General features: G+C 38.3%; 12 protein-coding genes. 5 read left to right on the forward strand and 7 right to left on the reverse strand.

Annotated features, from left to right (window positions below; genetic code table 11):
- Positions 1 to 52: 52 nt before the first annotated feature.
- The 5 genes from ACY650_RS03500 (at position 53) to ACY650_RS03520 (ending at position 6,971) form a co-directional block, all read left to right on the forward strand.
- Entirely contained in the window at positions 53 to 406 is a 354-nt protein-coding gene (locus tag ACY650_RS03500; RefSeq protein ID WP_462251791.1) for a winged helix-turn-helix transcriptional regulator, read from the forward strand.
- A 186-nt stretch (positions 407 to 592) separates the two neighbouring features.
- A complete protein-coding gene (locus tag ACY650_RS03505; RefSeq protein WP_462251793.1) occupies positions 593 to 1,429 on the forward strand; it encodes a hypothetical protein in 837 nt (278 codons plus the stop codon).
- 16 nt (positions 1,430 to 1,445) lie between these two features.
- Complete coding sequence (locus ACY650_RS03510; protein ID WP_462251795.1) at positions 1,446 to 2,036, forward strand: hypothetical protein; 591 nt, start codon at positions 1,446 to 1,448, stop codon at positions 2,034 to 2,036.
- Between the two features lie 212 nt (positions 2,037 to 2,248).
- Entirely contained in the window at positions 2,249 to 4,570 is a 2,322-nt protein-coding gene (locus tag ACY650_RS03515) for an ABC transporter permease (RefSeq protein ID WP_462251797.1), read from the forward strand.
- Between the two features lie 97 nt (positions 4,571 to 4,667).
- The gene (locus ACY650_RS03520; RefSeq protein WP_462251799.1) at positions 4,668 to 6,971 is read left to right on the forward strand and encodes a thioredoxin fold domain-containing protein; all 2,304 of its coding nucleotides are present in this window, start codon (positions 4,668 to 4,670) and stop codon (positions 6,969 to 6,971) included.
- On the opposite strand, the gene ACY650_RS03525 is transcribed toward ACY650_RS03520, so the two are convergent.
- The 7 genes from ACY650_RS03525 to ACY650_RS03555 form a co-directional block, all read right to left on the reverse strand.
- A complete protein-coding gene (locus tag ACY650_RS03525; protein ID WP_462251801.1) occupies positions 6,968 to 8,437 on the reverse strand; it encodes a cryptochrome/photolyase family protein in 1,470 nt (489 codons plus the stop codon). The two genes, ACY650_RS03520 and ACY650_RS03525, sit on opposite strands and share 4 nt — an antisense overlap.
- 3 nt (positions 8,438 to 8,440) lie before the next feature.
- The gene (locus ACY650_RS03530) at positions 8,441 to 9,898 is read right to left on the reverse strand and encodes a cryptochrome/deoxyribodipyrimidine photo-lyase family protein (protein ID WP_462251803.1); all 1,458 of its coding nucleotides are present in this window, start codon (positions 9,896 to 9,898) and stop codon (positions 8,441 to 8,443) included.
- The gene (locus tag ACY650_RS03535) at positions 9,895 to 10,980 is read right to left on the reverse strand and encodes an FAD-binding domain-containing protein (RefSeq protein WP_462251805.1); all 1,086 of its coding nucleotides are present in this window, start codon (positions 10,978 to 10,980) and stop codon (positions 9,895 to 9,897) included. Before ACY650_RS03535 ends, ACY650_RS03530 begins: the two co-directional genes overlap by 4 nt.
- Positions 10,977 to 11,252: a TIGR03643 family protein gene (locus tag ACY650_RS03540; protein WP_462251807.1), complete on the reverse strand. Its 276-nt coding sequence runs from the start codon at positions 11,250 to 11,252 to the stop codon at positions 10,977 to 10,979. Before ACY650_RS03540 ends, ACY650_RS03535 begins: the two co-directional genes overlap by 4 nt.
- A 68-nt stretch (positions 11,253 to 11,320) precedes the next feature.
- The gene (locus ACY650_RS03545) at positions 11,321 to 13,909 is read right to left on the reverse strand and encodes a carboxypeptidase-like regulatory domain-containing protein (protein ID WP_462251809.1); all 2,589 of its coding nucleotides are present in this window, start codon (positions 13,907 to 13,909) and stop codon (positions 11,321 to 11,323) included.
- Positions 13,909 to 14,841, reverse strand: coding sequence for a FecR family protein (locus tag ACY650_RS03550; RefSeq protein WP_462251811.1), 933 nt, complete (start codon positions 14,839 to 14,841; stop codon positions 13,909 to 13,911). The genes ACY650_RS03545 and ACY650_RS03550 overlap by 1 nt, the downstream gene beginning before the upstream one ends.
- 56 nt (positions 14,842 to 14,897) lie before the next feature.
- Positions 14,898 to 15,413 (reverse strand): RNA polymerase sigma factor, encoded by a 516-nt coding sequence (locus tag ACY650_RS03555; RefSeq protein ID WP_462251813.1) that lies wholly within the window; start codon positions 15,411 to 15,413, stop codon positions 14,898 to 14,900.
- Between the last annotated feature and the right edge of the window lie 88 nt (positions 15,414 to 15,501).

The raw sequence follows: 15,501 nt of genomic DNA on the forward strand, positions 1-15,501 counted from the left end.
CCTAAAATAGAGATACTTACTTTTTAGAAAGTATACTGAATATCAATTAGTTATGCCAGAATTTATGTACAAGAACAAACTCTACTACAACCCTGTAGAGTTTGCAATGGACCGTATTGGAGGAACCTGGAAGATGCCTATTCTTTGGCGATTACAGGATAAGATCATGCGATACAGTCAATTAAAGAAAGATATCCCACACATCACTGACAAGATGTTAACCACTCAATTGAGGGAGCTCGAAGAGGAAGGTTTCGTTCATAGGAAGGTATATCCAGTAGTACCACCGAAAGTAGAATACTCAATTACTGAAAAGGGTAAAACATGTATCCCTATCATTGAAACCATAAGAAACTATGGTTTGTATCTTATCGAAGAAGCTGGGATAGATCACAAGAAGAAATAGTTAAATGTGAAACCTCCAGTAGGGTAAAATCGATAAAGACTGTATTAGATTTATTAATGCCAGTTAATCTCCAACACTGAGGAAGAAATTGGGAGATTGACATTAAGGCTTGTGTCTAAGGCACATACCTCGGTTATCAAATGAGATAACTGAAGTATGTGCCTTTTTTTATTTAAATCTAAACACATGAAAAAATTCAAAATGTTTCTACTCATAATCAATCTCATGCTTTTCTCTTGTAGCAAGGAAGAAGTAAAACCTGAGGAAGTAAACCCAGGTAATGACCCAAACTTTACTATTGTAGCCAACAATGATGCTGGGTTTTCATCATTCAGCAAAAAGGTAGTCGTCTTTGGTATTGATATTTATGCTGTTTCGCGCGTGAAGGATGAAAACTTGCTACATGCAGCGAATCTATTGGCCCAATACCTTGACAATGATGAAGATGGTAATGTAGATGATCAAAAAGTTCTTGATGCAATGCTTGAAGCAAAAGCATTTATTGTCATGTGGAAGAGAGAATCTGATTTAAATATAGATCCTCCTGCCAATCGAGAAGGGCAAGATCTCGGCAACGATGAAACTCATCCAGAATGGCATGCTACTAAAACTGGCCCTTTCGATGCGGCACTGGAAGAAGTACTTCATATTATTACTCATGCAGGATATGCAAACGCTTACCCGGACGTATTTGGTGAACAAGCAGGAACTGAATTAGCCAAAGCAATGGACATCGCAAGAGGCGGAATGTTTACAGAAATTCCAAACCCATACCCATCTTCTGCCTGGTATACCTACGATGATGAAACTTGCGACTATTCATGCATGGCCACCGAATATATCTACTGGGCAATGACTTCCATTTTAGGTGCACAAGAAAATCGATTCAATGAAATTGGACATGAATGGAAGTTAAATACAAGGAATAAGGTAGAAAATGAAGATAGAGCAGTATTTAAACTATTGACAGATAGTGGATACAAACTACCAACCATCTTACCTGATGGATCATACATGCATTAATTCTAAAATAATCGAAATGAACACTAATTATCTAAAACTAATTTTAGTCATATCGTCGATTGCCTTTTCATGTAAAAGAGAAAGTGTTGGGATTAGGTTGATTAAACCTTTCGCTATCCTAAATGACACAACAATAGCATTGAATGATGACATCAATCGCAATTCATTAAAGGCTTTTAATGAAGCAATCAGACAAAACCCTGAGACCACATTATTAATATTTAAGGAAGCACCAGGCTCAGAAGATGATGAGGTAAATGTGCAATTGGGGCGTAGCTTACGCAAGCTGAGATTAAATACTCATGTTGAAAACAATGGATTCATTGCATCTGGAGCAGTAGACCTTTTTCTGGCAGGAATCAATCGATCAATAGGTGAGAATGCACAAGTAGGTGTTCATTCCTGGTCCGACGGGAAAAGAGAAGCCAATGAATTTTCTGAAGATGCTGAGGAACATCAGTTATACATTCAATACTACATCGACATTGGAATAGAAGAGCAACTGGCACGAGATTTCTATTTCTTTACCATTAATGCTGCTCCGGCAGCTGATATACATTGGATGACCAAAGATGAAATTATGAGATATTCTATTTCGACAGAGTAATAAGCAAGTCTCAAGAGCATATAGCATAAATAAGATCGCATTAATTCGCCTTTAAAAACAAAATAGTATTCCTCAAAAGCAACCTTTGGCTTCAAAATACATTCTTATAGAGCAGAGCTCTATTTCTCTTAGATCGGAAATAGGTCACCAATCAGGACTAAAAAAGGAAGCCAATGTTCAAAAACTACCTAAAAACCTCCCTTAGGAGCTTGATGAAAAACCCATTAAGCTCATTCATTAACTTATTTGGATTAGCAGTCGCAATCGGTGTTTGTTTAATCGTATACTCATTTATCGAGTTTGATTTTGCAATCGATAGTTTCCACGAGAAAAAAGAAGAAGTTTATCTGACTACCTTTTATGTAGATAGAGATGGGACGGAACGCCACTTAGGTCTTTCTCCAACTCCACTAGGTGCCATGCTAAAGGAAGACTTTACACATATTGAAAACGTGTGTAGAATAGAAGATTTCGGGGCAGTAGTGAAATTCGAGGATAATGTATTCAATGAAGATATTCGTTTCGTTGATCCTTCATTTCTAGAGATGTTCACATTCCCACTAAAATGGGGACAAAAGAGTTCGCTAGAGGATATGAACAGCATCATTCTAAGTGAGTCGCGTGCCATTAAATACTTTGGAGATGAAAATCCAATTGGGAAAAGTCTCCTACTCCTATTCGGTGACCAAAGAAAAACATTTACTGTAACCGGAGTTGCTGAAAAGTTCCCATTAGCGCATGCTATTGATTTTGGCTTTCTAGTAAATTTTGAAAACATTAACACCACCCATCCCAACTATGATTTAACCAACTGGAGAGGATTTGTCAATGCGACACTCATTCAGGTAAAACAGCCTTCAGATCTCGCAATCATTGAAAATGGCATGGAGAAGTACCGCAAACTTCAAAATACCGTTAGAGAAGATTGGGCGATCTCCAAATTTGAATTTATTAAGCTGGCAGACTTACATAATAGGTCTGGCGATATCAGCAGCGATATTTCTTCCGGAGTGCAAGACGAAGCAAGGTTAGTCCTTCCAATTATAGGCATATTCATGTTACTCCTGGCCTGCTTTAATTACATCAATATCGCTATTGTTTCTGCATCCAAAAGACTTAAAGAAATTGGTGTGCGGAAAGTAATAGGCGCTGACAAAAAATTGGTCATCATCCAATTTATATCTGAAAATATTTTTGTGACCCTATTCGCTTTATTCTTCGGACTTCTACTTGGTGCTTTCGCATTTCTCCCATGGTTCAATAATCTATTCAATTTGAACCTTGGCCTAAGACTTACTGATGCAAACCTCTGGATATTCCTTGGGTCAATTTTGCTGTTTACCGGGGTTGCTTCTGGAATCTACCCTGCCTTTTATATTGCAAAATTTGAGGTGGTAAGAATATTCAAAGGCTCCGTTCAGTTTGGGAAGAAAAATCCACTCACTAAAATATTCCTTGGCTTCCAATTGATTTTAGCTTGTATTACGATCACTTGTGGTGTGATCTTTACTCAAAATACGACCTATCAAGCAAAACGAAGTTGGGGGTATGATCCGCTTAAAGCAATGTATGTAAGAGTGCCGGATCAATCTTCATTTGACAAACTAAGTGCTGCTATGATGCAAAATCCAAATGTGGAGCAGGTGCTTGGGTCTAGAAATCACTTAGGAAGAAGCTCATGGACGCGCGTAATCGAAACGCCTGAAAGACAATATGAGGTAACTGAGCTAGGGGCTGACGCTAATTATGCTGAATCAATGGGATTAGAACTGTTGGAAGGAAGATTTTTCAGAGATCGCTTTGAAAGTGATAAAAGAGCTGTGATCGCGAATGAACTGATGGTCAAGAGCATGGAACTGGATGAGCCAGTTGGATCTTTCTTCAAGATTGACAGTGTTCAATACGAGATCATAGGTGTGGTGAAAGACTTTCACCAGTGGAGTTTCTTTGATGAAATCAGACCAATGATGCTGATTGTAGCTGAAAAAGAAGATTACAGATACTTGTCTCTAAAAGTCATGGAAGGCACCGAAGAAGAAACCTATGAGGCTTTGCAAGAAACCTGGGCAAATCTCTTCCCAGAAATCCCATTTAATGGTGGACACCAAGAAGACGTGTTTGGTAATTACTTCGAGGAAATTGGAAATCATGCCAAATTCATGAAAGCGGTTGCCTTCATTGCTGTAATGCTAGCTGCGCTTGGACTCTATGGATTGGTTACACTAAATGTTACAGGAAGAGTTAGAGAGTTTAGCATTCGAAAAGTGCTAGGTGCACAGCTTAAAAACATTGCCTCTAACATCACTAAACAATACATATTGCTATTCGCAATCTCTCTTACTATAGGTGGACCAATCAGTTTTTATTTGATGGAAGCATTAATGGATGAAGTTTATGAATATCATATCCCAATGACAGTGTCTGGGGTGATGATTGCTGTTATTCTACTCATATTCGTACTACTTGCTACAGTATCTACTCAAGTACGAAAAGTATCAAAAGCCAACCCAGTTGTGGGACTGAAAGTTGAGTAAGAACGAGCTGAAGATTATCCTAAAAGCTGCCTTGCGCAGCTTTTTTTGTTTGCAGAATCGTATACTTTTTCAAGTTACCATCGTTCATAATCATGTTATGCACCACTTCCTATCCTTTCTCCTTTTGACAGGCAGCTTGCTTGTTTCACAGGCTAAGACTATTCCCTTTCAAAATATAACCGTTAAAGAAGCACTTCAACGGGCTCAGCTTGAAAACAAATTTGTATTTGTGGACTTCTATGCCGACTGGTGCAAGCCATGTAAACTGATGGAGCAAGAAGTCTTCTCTAACGACTCGATAGGTGAATTTTTTGATGCCCACTTTATTTCTGTTCGCGTTGACGCTGAAAATGAACAACTATCGCTTGTAAATTCATTAGGCATTGAAGCTTACCCCACCCTTACATTTTATGACCCTAAGGGTCGATTGGTTTATCGTGCAGAAGGAGCTATTCCTCCCAATCATTTCTATGAGCTAGCCAATAGCTTAGTACATCTCAACGACTACCTAAAGGAGTATCAAAAGAATGATAAGAGAATGGAGAATGTTCGGAATTATTTGCTTGCACTTTCCTGGATCAATGAACATAAGGCAAGAAGCCTTGCCACCAAATACTTGTATGACCTAAAGGAAAAAGAATATACAGAGCCCGAAAATTGGCAATTGATTCAGCGATTCCTTCAGTCCAAAGATCGAATTCTATTTCAGCGAGTAGTTAATTCAGAAATTGTAAAATCTACGTTTCCAACAGGACGGCAACAGCTTCTATTGAATTCTTTTGACAATTTATTAGATCTAGCTCTTGAAAAAGGAAATAGTGCGCTGTTGCGTAGGAGAACACAATACATCAATCGATATGGAGACTTTCTCAAAGATCCCGATTCTGTACTATTGATTGGAAACCTACAATATTCTTCTAAACATAATCCTGATAAATATCCTGAGTATATTTCTCAATACATAGAGGATTATTTACCGGAGGATGCTGAAGCTTTTGCTGACATTTCTTACGACATCAGTCAACGGTATTTCCAAAAAAGCATTCTTGAATTTGCAGCTGATCTTGCCAATAGATCGATACACTTAAAGCCTAACCTATTTGCTTACTTATCACTTTCAAGTATCAGTGAAAAACTGTCTCAGTTTAAAGCTGCATATGGTTACTTATTGCTTGCCTATCAATATGCAGATAAAGATCAGCAAAGGGCACTTGATGAGCAGGAAAAGGCGCTTAAACATAAGATGGAGTTTGAGCTTGAATCTGGCGTCAACCTAATCGATGAATTGGGTGATGACGGAAGATTTACACTTGGCGCGGGAAGTCAAAGATTGATGTATGGATACCCTGTGCCTCAATCTACCTCACACTTTGTAGTAAATGTAGATGGCAAGCTGGCTAGTAATACACCATTTGCAAAGGATGTTGAGTATCTAAAAGGGATCACGGACTTTGATGGTAGTGGCATCACCCCAAAGGTGGTCACTACTTTTCAATTCGGGAAAGTCAAAATAAGACAAATGTTACAGCCCGTGGATAAGGATGGCAATCCAATCAGTCACGGGTTGGCTCAGTATTATCAGATAAGCTACGAACTAAAAACTGATGAAGTCCGCACAAGAAACGTTGGCTTAAGTCTCCTTTTCGATACCATGATGGACGATAACGACGCATGCGAAATTGGAGCCAATGGAACCATTATCCCTTATGAGTACGAGTTTAGAGGAGATCACATACCGTCGGAGTTGCTATTCTATCACACACCAAATGATACATCTAAGCTGATGGGCTCAGCACTTATCGCTGGCTGGAACGCAACACCCCCAGATAAATTAGTCGTTGGCCGATGGCCATATCTTCACCTGGTGAAGTGGGATTACCGCTTGCGTAAGGTGAAATATGGAGATAGTGCGTACCTCCTAAGATGGGAAAATCAATATTTGAGCAGTCAAAGACCTATCACTTTTACTACGTATTACGGATTACCTCTTTGGAAAAAACCAGAGCTCCGAATAATCATGAAAGACAACAAAAGTGTGCTTAACTCTACAACTGAAGTATACTTTGAAAACAATAAATCTGAGCTTGACCTGAATGCAAAAATGAAGATTCAAGAACTACTGGAGAACGAATCAATAAGCATTGTAGGCGTAATTCTAAGAGGATATGCAGATGTCACCGGGGCGAAAGAATACAATTTTGATCTAAGCAAACGGAGAATAGAGACAGTGGGGAAGATTTTCAAGTCTAATAATATTCCGTTTGTTCCAAAGCCTTATGGACTAGAAGAATCAGAGAATAGCTACTTTAATCAAGTATTTGGGAATGCTTTTGATCGTAAAGTATCAATAGTCGTCTATTACAGGTTAAAATCTGATGATTCCGTAGTAAGTACTAACTAAAGGCTCTTCAAATAATCTTCTGCAACTTTATGATGGGCCTCCTTTTTCTCAGGAGGCATTTTATCGAACGTTCTCACTAACATTCCAAGTCTAGGATTACTAAGGAAAAAATCTCGATGGCAATCCATGAATCGCCAGAACAGCCCATCCCAAATCACCTGCCAATCTCCCTTTTTATAATTACTCATTTTCATCAAATAATTACTACCGCTGATGTATGGTTTGGTAGACATCAATCCACCATCAGCAAATTGACTCATTCCATACACATTGGGTACCATAACCCAATCGTATGAATCGATATACATTTCCATAAACCAACGATAGACTTCATCAGGATCAAATTCACAAAGCACCATGAAATTGCCCAATACCATCAATCGTTCAATGTGATGGTTATAACCTGTAGCAAGTAACTTTTTGATAGTGATATCTATGGGATCAATCCCAGTCGTCCCTTCATAAAATGAATCAGGAATCTTTCGATCGAACTTCCAAAAATTTTTAGTTCTCTCTTCAGTTCCTTTCACTTCATAAACTCCACGAATAAACTCTCTCCAACCAATAATTTGCCTTACAATTCCTTCGGTATTATTAATGGCAATTGTGTTCTTATCTGCGTAAGCCAGTATTTCATTTACCACATATGCAGGAGTTAAAAGTCCACTGTTTATCAATGGAGAAAGGACGCTGTGATTTAGGATATTTTCGTTTGCTACAATGGCATCCTCATAGTCGCCAAAAGCCGAGAATCGAATCTGAAGAAATTGGTCCAACCATGATTTGGCGTCTTCAAAATTTGTGGGATACAATTGAAAATCACTTAAAGTGCCAGGATTCTCCTGAAACTGATCTGCTACATAGCTAATCGCTTCTTTATAGTGACCATCTGGAGTTGGATAATTTATTCCTGGAGGCATTTTTTCCTTTGGGTATTTTTTTCTGTTTTCAGCATCAAACGTCCATTTACCACCAATCGGATTATTCCCTTGATCTAATAGTATGTTCAATTTCTTGCGCTGAGAGATGTAGAACTCAGTCTGAAAAAATTTCTTTTTTGTTGGCTTAAAAAAGACGGATAAATCTTCTTTGGTATTAATAAAGCCTGGAGATGCGTACGCTATAACTTGAATGCCACATTTTTCAGATGCAGTATTTAGTCTCCTACTCAGGTAATTATCGATTGGATCAATTACATGGATAGCTTCTACATCCAGACTACCAATCAACTTTCGAATATCACATCTAACATCTGAAGCTTCGATATATTCAACATAACACCCCAAATCATGAAGGTACGACTCGTAGCATTTCATTGAAGCGCGATGAAAAACCAATTTCTGTTTATGAAATCGATACTGATTGAAGAATAACCATTCTTCAATCAAGAAAACTTTTTTTCCATCAGATAGTATTGGATGATCCTCAAACAGTTGATGTGGAAAGATGATTGCTGCTTCCTTCATATGCTAACCCCTTCGAGTATGTGTTCTTAAAATCCGTTCTTTTTCTAGTCGAACTTCTGGATTTTTTCTATGGCCCCAGATCTTTGTTCGTGCGTTTCTTCCGCTTTCCACTAAGTCTACAATCGGATTGGGATAATCTTCACCAATGGTCACCCTGCAATATTGTTGTTCAAGAGGTGTCATTTCCCAAGGTTCATGAATGTGCTGAACTTCAACATTTGCCAACTCAGGCACCCATGATTTAATAAACACTCCATTGGGATCATGGTCTTTGGACTGTTTGACTGGATTGTAAATTCTGACTGTATTGATACCTGTAGTGCCAGCTTGCATTTGAAACTGAGGATAGTGAATACCTGGTTCGTAGTCCAAAAAATAATTGGCCAGATGATATACTCCCTTGCGCCAATCCTGATCAAGATAATGACATAGGAATGAAACCAACATTGCTCTCATTCTAAAATTGATCCACCCTGTCTCTTTTAGCGCGCGCATGCAAGCATCAACTAAAGGATACCCTGTAACCCCTTCTTTCCAGGCTTTGAGATAATCTTCATTTGAGCTCCTTTCTAATAATTCGTACCCTCTATTGATACAATCGGTTTCATATTCGCACTCTACTTCAAATTTTTGAATGAAATGGCAATGCCACTTAAGCCTTGTTAGAAATGCGCCAAACGGACGTTTATTCTCATTGTAATTAGGATGATTTTTGACGAATTGATAAGCCTGTTGAATGCTCAAATTCCCCCAAGACAGATAAGTAGAAATTCTTGAACAAGAGGTCCTACTTTCAAGTGGTTTCGAAATCAACAAATTGTATTTTGTTCCTCTTTTTTCAACAAAAGATTTTAAGTACTTCCAAGCATAACGCTCTCCTGCAGGCTGATAATTTTCGCTGTAGTTTTCAATAGTTTTTTGAAGTTCTTTCGATAATTCGAACCGGTGAGAAAGCACAGCTAAATCCTGAAATGAAAATGTATTTTCAATCATCGGTTTATTCATGGTTACAAACCAATTCTTGTCCCAACCTTTGCGATTACTGATTCCTCTTGCAATTCCATCCCTTGCAAATTCTTTCCAGCGAAGATTCTTTTCGGTCAATAGATGTGACACTTTCTTATCTATATCCCAGCTATGCTTCACACCAGATTCTTGATATGAATAAACATTAACTACATGCTCATTAGTTGTGAGGTACTCAAATATGTCAACGGCATCGCCATGGAAGACTTCTACTTTTCTTCCATACTCTTGCAACTGTTGGTTCATATCTAAAATGGAATGATAAATAAACTGAAGGTGTCTGGAAGAAGTATCAGGGTGTTGGATGAGCTTTTCATCAAAAATGTAGATGACTCTGTATGGAATATTCTGCTTCTCGGCTTCCTCAAATGGTGCATGATTCTGGGTTCTTAAATCACGCTTAAGCCAAACAATATTTATTGCCTGACCTGTCATTGCAATTGTTTTTTACATTTTTTCCAGAACCCAAAAAATGATGGAAAATATCCCTTGACATCAAACATCCAATCCCGCGAATCTTCTGTTCCTTGATACCTATGATTCAAAGGATGCTCTTTGAATATGATCTCATTAGAAGTTGCCACTAATATTTCTTCAAACTCACCAACATGAATTTGAATACCTGGGATGTTTTCAGACAATGCCAAAATGAAGTCAATGGAGTTCTTAGAAATGGGGTGATCATTAAAAATCGATGGTTCGATGAGTAATATTCTATTCGCATCCATATCACTACGCCAGGAAGGATCCAGGTTGTAGTAGTTATAAATCAATGTTGGCTTTGCCTCATCTAACTTGATTTCATAGCATTCTGGAAATGGTGTCTCCAGAGCTGGGTTGGCAGTTTCTACCAATTCATTTGGAATAGGTATTTGGTCAATTTCTGAATAGGAAACATCTAAATAACTTCCTCTCTGATCCGAATAACAGTATTTATTTATGTTTTCCTGATTCGCAAAGTATTTCTTATTTGCATTGGCTCCAGCTACCCATTGCCAACTAAGTGTATTGCTCGCCCAGTCTCCATCTAATAAATGATAGTACATCCATCTCGATGGTGTTACCCAATGGGACTTCCCTACATTGCATGCTAATGATGCTATGTACATCCTCACATGATTATGTAGATACCCATTATCATAAAACTCTGCTATTGCATGATCAATGGCATTTACTCCTGTAGCAGCTTCAACAATACTTGATGGCATTTCATGATTTTCCACGTCCACTTGCTGATGCTTTAAATCTCTATTGATATCATCTCCTTTAGCAAGCCACACTTGCTGCCAATAGTCTCTCCATGCCAGTTCTTGAACAAGTTTTTCTACTTTATAAAAAGGAAGATCTAGTGACATTACATGATCCATCACCATCTTAGTAGATATTACCCCTCGAGAGATATAAGGTGAAAGTTGAGTTACTGCACCGTCCATGAAATTTCTACTTTTTCCGTACGACTCAGGGTCTACAGATTTAAGACGACCAATGATTGATGCGTAATCAGTAGGGAAATTCATCTTTTGGAAATCTTATTCAGTGAAATATTTCTCTGCCTGGAGCATCTAAATCTGTCTATTTCGGGATTTCTCTTTTTTGAGCTCTTTTGGCTTACACCACTATTTACACGTTTTCTCCACAGCTTGAAACTGGATGGTTTGAGTTCGTTACGCATAATTTTGATTACTTCCCCTTCACTCAATTTAAACTGATACTTGATAGCTTCAAATGGAGTTCTGTCCTCCCAAGCCATTTCTATTACCCTATTCAGTTCACGTTCAGTAAGCTTCATTCAATATCCTAATTATGCCTTCAAATAACCATCTGAAGTGGACATTGTTTGATTAAAAAATGGACAGATTAAAACTTAAACCTTACACTGACATTCGGCGTGATTCCGATTAGCTTTCTATCACTCTGGAGTATGAATATCTGATCTTCCTCGTCCTCTTCTATCGAGTATGATCTACTGTAGAAATTATTAGTATTTAATACATTAAGTATGGATAAACCGAACTCTGCAGAAAACTGAGATCCTTCTTTCTTCTTTAGTTTATACCATGCAGATGCATCGAGTCGATGATATGTGGGCAATCTGCTAGTGTTTACCTCCTCATACTCAATATCAAAAAATCGCTCTCCATCATCCTCAACAAATTGCTCAAAACCTAAAGCACGAGTAAATGGCAATCCTGAACGCATGGTATAGCCGAGTGAGAATTCATACTGCTTGTAGTTCATGGTCTGCGATACTTGCAATTGATGCCTAATGTTTAATCCAGAAGTAAAAGCCTGCTCTCTTGCTTCAACTTCTGAATCCTGAAATGTATAGCTCAACCATGCTCGGTAATACTTCCACCGTTTCTTCACTGTCAAATCAAGTCCTTTAATTTCTTCAACTCCTGAAACTAAGACTTCATCATCTTCTATGCGAAATCCAAAATTCCATGCAACAGGAGCTAAAACTTGCTTGTAGTATGCATCAACATCCACCACCCATCCAGCTTTGGTAATCAATGCTCCTAGTACCACTTGCTCATTTTTAATTACCGGGATGTCTTCTTCACGTTCTGCAGTGATCCAATTTTGCTCGATGGTATTTGAGAATACAAAATCTACCTCTTTCAACGAACTGATATATTGATGATAAATACCAGCAGAGGATTTCAAGAGAATGCCTGGTGCCAATTCATAGTTCAATCTAAGTTGTCGATCGATTCTGTAGTCATTGAGAATCTCATAGCCATTGTAACGAACACCAGCTCCTAGTTGAATTCCTGAACTGAACTTTCCGAAGTAATTAGCAAATATCCCGTGAACACTGCCATCACTCGTAATTGATTCAGTAAAATCCTCTTCAAAGAAAAAATCTTCATTAATCGTCAAATCTGCTTTCACATCATTAAACTGATACCCTGCATCAATTGCATGATTTTTTGCTGGCGCGTATGTTAGCTTGAGTCGTGATTCGAAATTTTCGAGATTGTTGATACGCGTTTGAAGATCATCTTCCGGACCTTCGTCTTCTTCACGTCTGACATTGATCAACGAATAATCCATGTGATAATCAGCATATGAAACGCTTAGTTCACTAGAGAATGGATCAGACCATCGCCTGGTCCAAGAAAGGTTCGACCCAAAGGATCTTACATTATGTTCCTGTATAGATTGAAGAACATCTTCCTCGTCCTCAGAATTGTAGTTCAACTTACTCCTTGAGCTCAAGAGGCTTGCTGAGAATTCATTATTTCCAGCAGGTTTAAAGTCTACCACTACGTTGATATCATTAAAGACGAGTTTGCTATTGTATTCAAAATCTTCAGAAATCCCCTGCACATCTTCTGTCAAACTTCCTTCAAAAAGCTTGTTGCTGATAGCGTTGAAGGTGGGTGTTGAAATTAAATCGTTGAAAGATCGTCTTGCTGCAACAGAAATTTGCCCCGACTGCTTCGCAAAAGGTAAACTGGTATAGAGATCGCCGTGAGTTAAGTTTAGGTTGGTTTCTACTACAGGTTTCTCGCTTGATGGTTTTCTTGAATTAATCAACAGCAAACCCGAACTAGACCCTCCATAACTAACTGGAACATAGTTTTTGTAAATATCTACTTTACCAATAGCCGAAGGAATAAAGGAGGAAATATTACCAAAGTAATGGGCAGATTGATAGACTGGAATTTTATTCCAATACACAAAGGTATTGTCTCTCGAGCTGCCTCGAACATTCAATCCGCCAGCTGATTCATCTGCCGACCCAATTCCTGCCAAGATCTGAGCGGAAAGGAGAATATCTCGTTCGGAAAGACCAGGTAAGATTTCCATATCTTGAACATCAATAGAAATTTTTGAGGCCCTGTCATCAATTGTGATTCCTTTGTTCAAGTACTCTTTCACCACTATTTCTTGCAGCACCTGTGCATCTCTTTCCAGATTAATATCGAGGACTTTGCTTGGATCAATGGTACTAACAACCAATTCTTTCTTTTTATACCCAATAAAAGAGATTTCTAAAGTCACCTCAGATGGGTTATTTATGACGGCTTCAAATTTTCCATTTACATCAGCAATGTATCCCTGATAAGTGCCTTTTATTCTTGCTGTTGCAAATGGTAAAGGTTCACCTGTTTCTGCATCCTTAAGAGACATTCTCATGAATATCGATGATGCTTTAGTAACTGAAATGAAGTCATTTTCTATTATCTTAAATGATAGCTGTTGAGTCGATAGTAGTTCGTTTAAGAATGCACGAATGGGCACATTTTTTGAATTAATTGAGACATTCCTATTTTTGATTTCATCAACTGAAAATGCAAAGTGAATCCCATAGGTTTTTTCCAATTCCTTGAAAACCTTTACCAGCGCTACATCATTTGCAGTATAGGAAATAGTCCGTTCCTGTGCACACAACACAGATATGATTAGACTGAGAAATACAGAACAAATGACTTTCATTATTTATTTAAGCCGTGAATAACGAGCTCCTTCGATGAAGGGTCGAACGAATACGCAATATCTAGTGGTTCAAATACAAGCTTGAGCGCAGCTTCCACTTGTTGATTAGGGAACGCTCCAGTATAAGAAAGATGATCCAGCGAACCATCGTATTCGACAGTTATACCAAATACATGGTTTAATTCATCCAGAACTACTGGTAAGTCAACATTCTCTAAGGTGGTAATTCCATTCGTCCAAGTAGGCTCATCTCCTAAATCCAAGACTTTAAACTCGATCATTTCGCCATCCTTGATCCTTATCATTTGTCCTGGCGTAAGTTGCTTAGAAGTATTTTCAGCAGTTACTGCCACTTTACCAGTATAGCAGATTACATCCAGCATATTTCTCCTGCTGCGCACATTAAAGCTTGTCCCTAAGACTTGCACGTTTCCATTTATTGTTTTGACGTCAAAGGTTGAGCCTTTTTTAACTTTGAAAAAAGCCTCCCCTACCAGATTGATAGATCTATTTTCTTCCCACGAGTCCGCAGCATAAGAAAGCTGAGAAGCAGCATTTACTTTCACTTCAGAACCATCAGGAAGTAATACAATCTCCTGCTCACTGTATCCTGTTTGAATGTCTTGATCTCCAAGCGTGAATAGATAGACTACCGCTACAATCAACGCTACGGAAGCGGCAACAGCCAATTGAAAGTTGGTCTGTAACCAAAACTGCTTTTGTACTTGTTTGGGATTTGCCTCAATTCGTCTATTTAGATCTGAAAGCGCTGATTCAACATCATAAATTGATGGTTTAATCATCTTAGAAGCTTTCATTAACTGAATAAATTCTTTTCCTTCTTCCGTACTTTCAAATGCAAGACGTTCCTCTTCACTCAATTCTCCATTGAGCCACTTTGAAAGAAAAATATCGTCTTGTTCCCAGTTCATCTAATTATCGTAACACTTGTATATCCTGAAGAGAATCTCACACCCTACCCCCATCTTTAAAGTTTTTTACAAACCAACCTTAGCTTAACTAGGGCTTTATGCATTCTCTTCTCTATTGCCTTTACACTTACCTCCAATTCTTCAGCAATTTCAGCATAAGACTTATTATCAAACCTGTGCATCAAAAATACCTCTCGCTGTCCATCAGGCAGTTGCTCTATTGCCAGCTTGAGTTTCTCTCCCAACTCATGATATTCGAGATAGAAATCTGGTCCTACTTCTTCTTCCGTTTTGCTCTGAAAGCTTAAATATTTCTGATGGACCTTGTCTTTTTCTAGCTTCTTAATAATTTGATTTTGCGCAACTCGGTACACATAGGCTTTGGCTAGCTCCTTAGATACATTTTTACAGTTCTGCCATAAAGTGAAGAAGGCTTCCTGAACCGTATCTTCTGCATAACCCACATGTTGGAATTTGTACATCAGGAAGTTTCTCAATAATGGGGCAAGCTTTCTGAATAAGTCCTCATACACGGACTGCTTACATACATTATCATTTTCAGCTACTTCCAAAAGGCGATTTTTTATTGCAGCTAAGATACTTTCGATTTTTTTTAAAATGTAAGGGTAGGGTCAAGGGCTTTCTTCAGGATTTACTTCC

Source organism: Ekhidna sp., assembly GCF_963691765.1.
Classification (GTDB): Bacteria; Bacteroidota; Bacteroidia; order Cytophagales; family Cyclobacteriaceae; genus Ekhidna.

Excerpts from the sequence above, each read along its gene's own strand:
- ACY650_RS03500 (WP_462251791.1), top strand. The coding sequence starts at position 53 with ATGCCAGAATTTATGTACAAGAACAAACTCTACTACAACCCTGTAGAG.
- ACY650_RS03505 (WP_462251793.1), top strand. The coding sequence starts at position 593 with ATGAAAAAATTCAAAATGTTTCTACTCATAATCAATCTCATGCTTTTC.
- ACY650_RS03510 (WP_462251795.1), top strand. The coding sequence starts at position 1,446 with ATGAACACTAATTATCTAAAACTAATTTTAGTCATATCGTCGATTGCC.
- ACY650_RS03515 (WP_462251797.1), top strand. The coding sequence starts at position 2,249 with ATGAAAAACCCATTAAGCTCATTCATTAACTTATTTGGATTAGCAGTC.
- ACY650_RS03520 (WP_462251799.1), top strand. The coding sequence starts at position 4,668 with ATGCACCACTTCCTATCCTTTCTCCTTTTGACAGGCAGCTTGCTTGTT.
- ACY650_RS03525 (WP_462251801.1), bottom strand. The coding sequence starts at position 8,437 with ATGAAGGAAGCAGCAATCATCTTTCCACATCAACTGTTTGAGGATCAT.
- ACY650_RS03530 (WP_462251803.1), bottom strand. The coding sequence starts at position 9,898 with ATGACAGGTCAGGCAATAAATATTGTTTGGCTTAAGCGTGATTTAAGA.
- ACY650_RS03535 (WP_462251805.1), bottom strand. The coding sequence starts at position 10,980 with ATGAATTTCCCTACTGATTACGCATCAATCATTGGTCGTCTTAAATCT.
- ACY650_RS03540 (WP_462251807.1), bottom strand. The coding sequence starts at position 11,252 with ATGAAGCTTACTGAACGTGAACTGAATAGGGTAATAGAAATGGCTTGG.
- ACY650_RS03545 (WP_462251809.1), bottom strand. The coding sequence starts at position 13,909 with ATGAAAGTCATTTGTTCTGTATTTCTCAGTCTAATCATATCTGTGTTG.
- ACY650_RS03550 (WP_462251811.1), bottom strand. The coding sequence starts at position 14,841 with ATGAACTGGGAACAAGACGATATTTTTCTTTCAAAGTGGCTCAATGGA.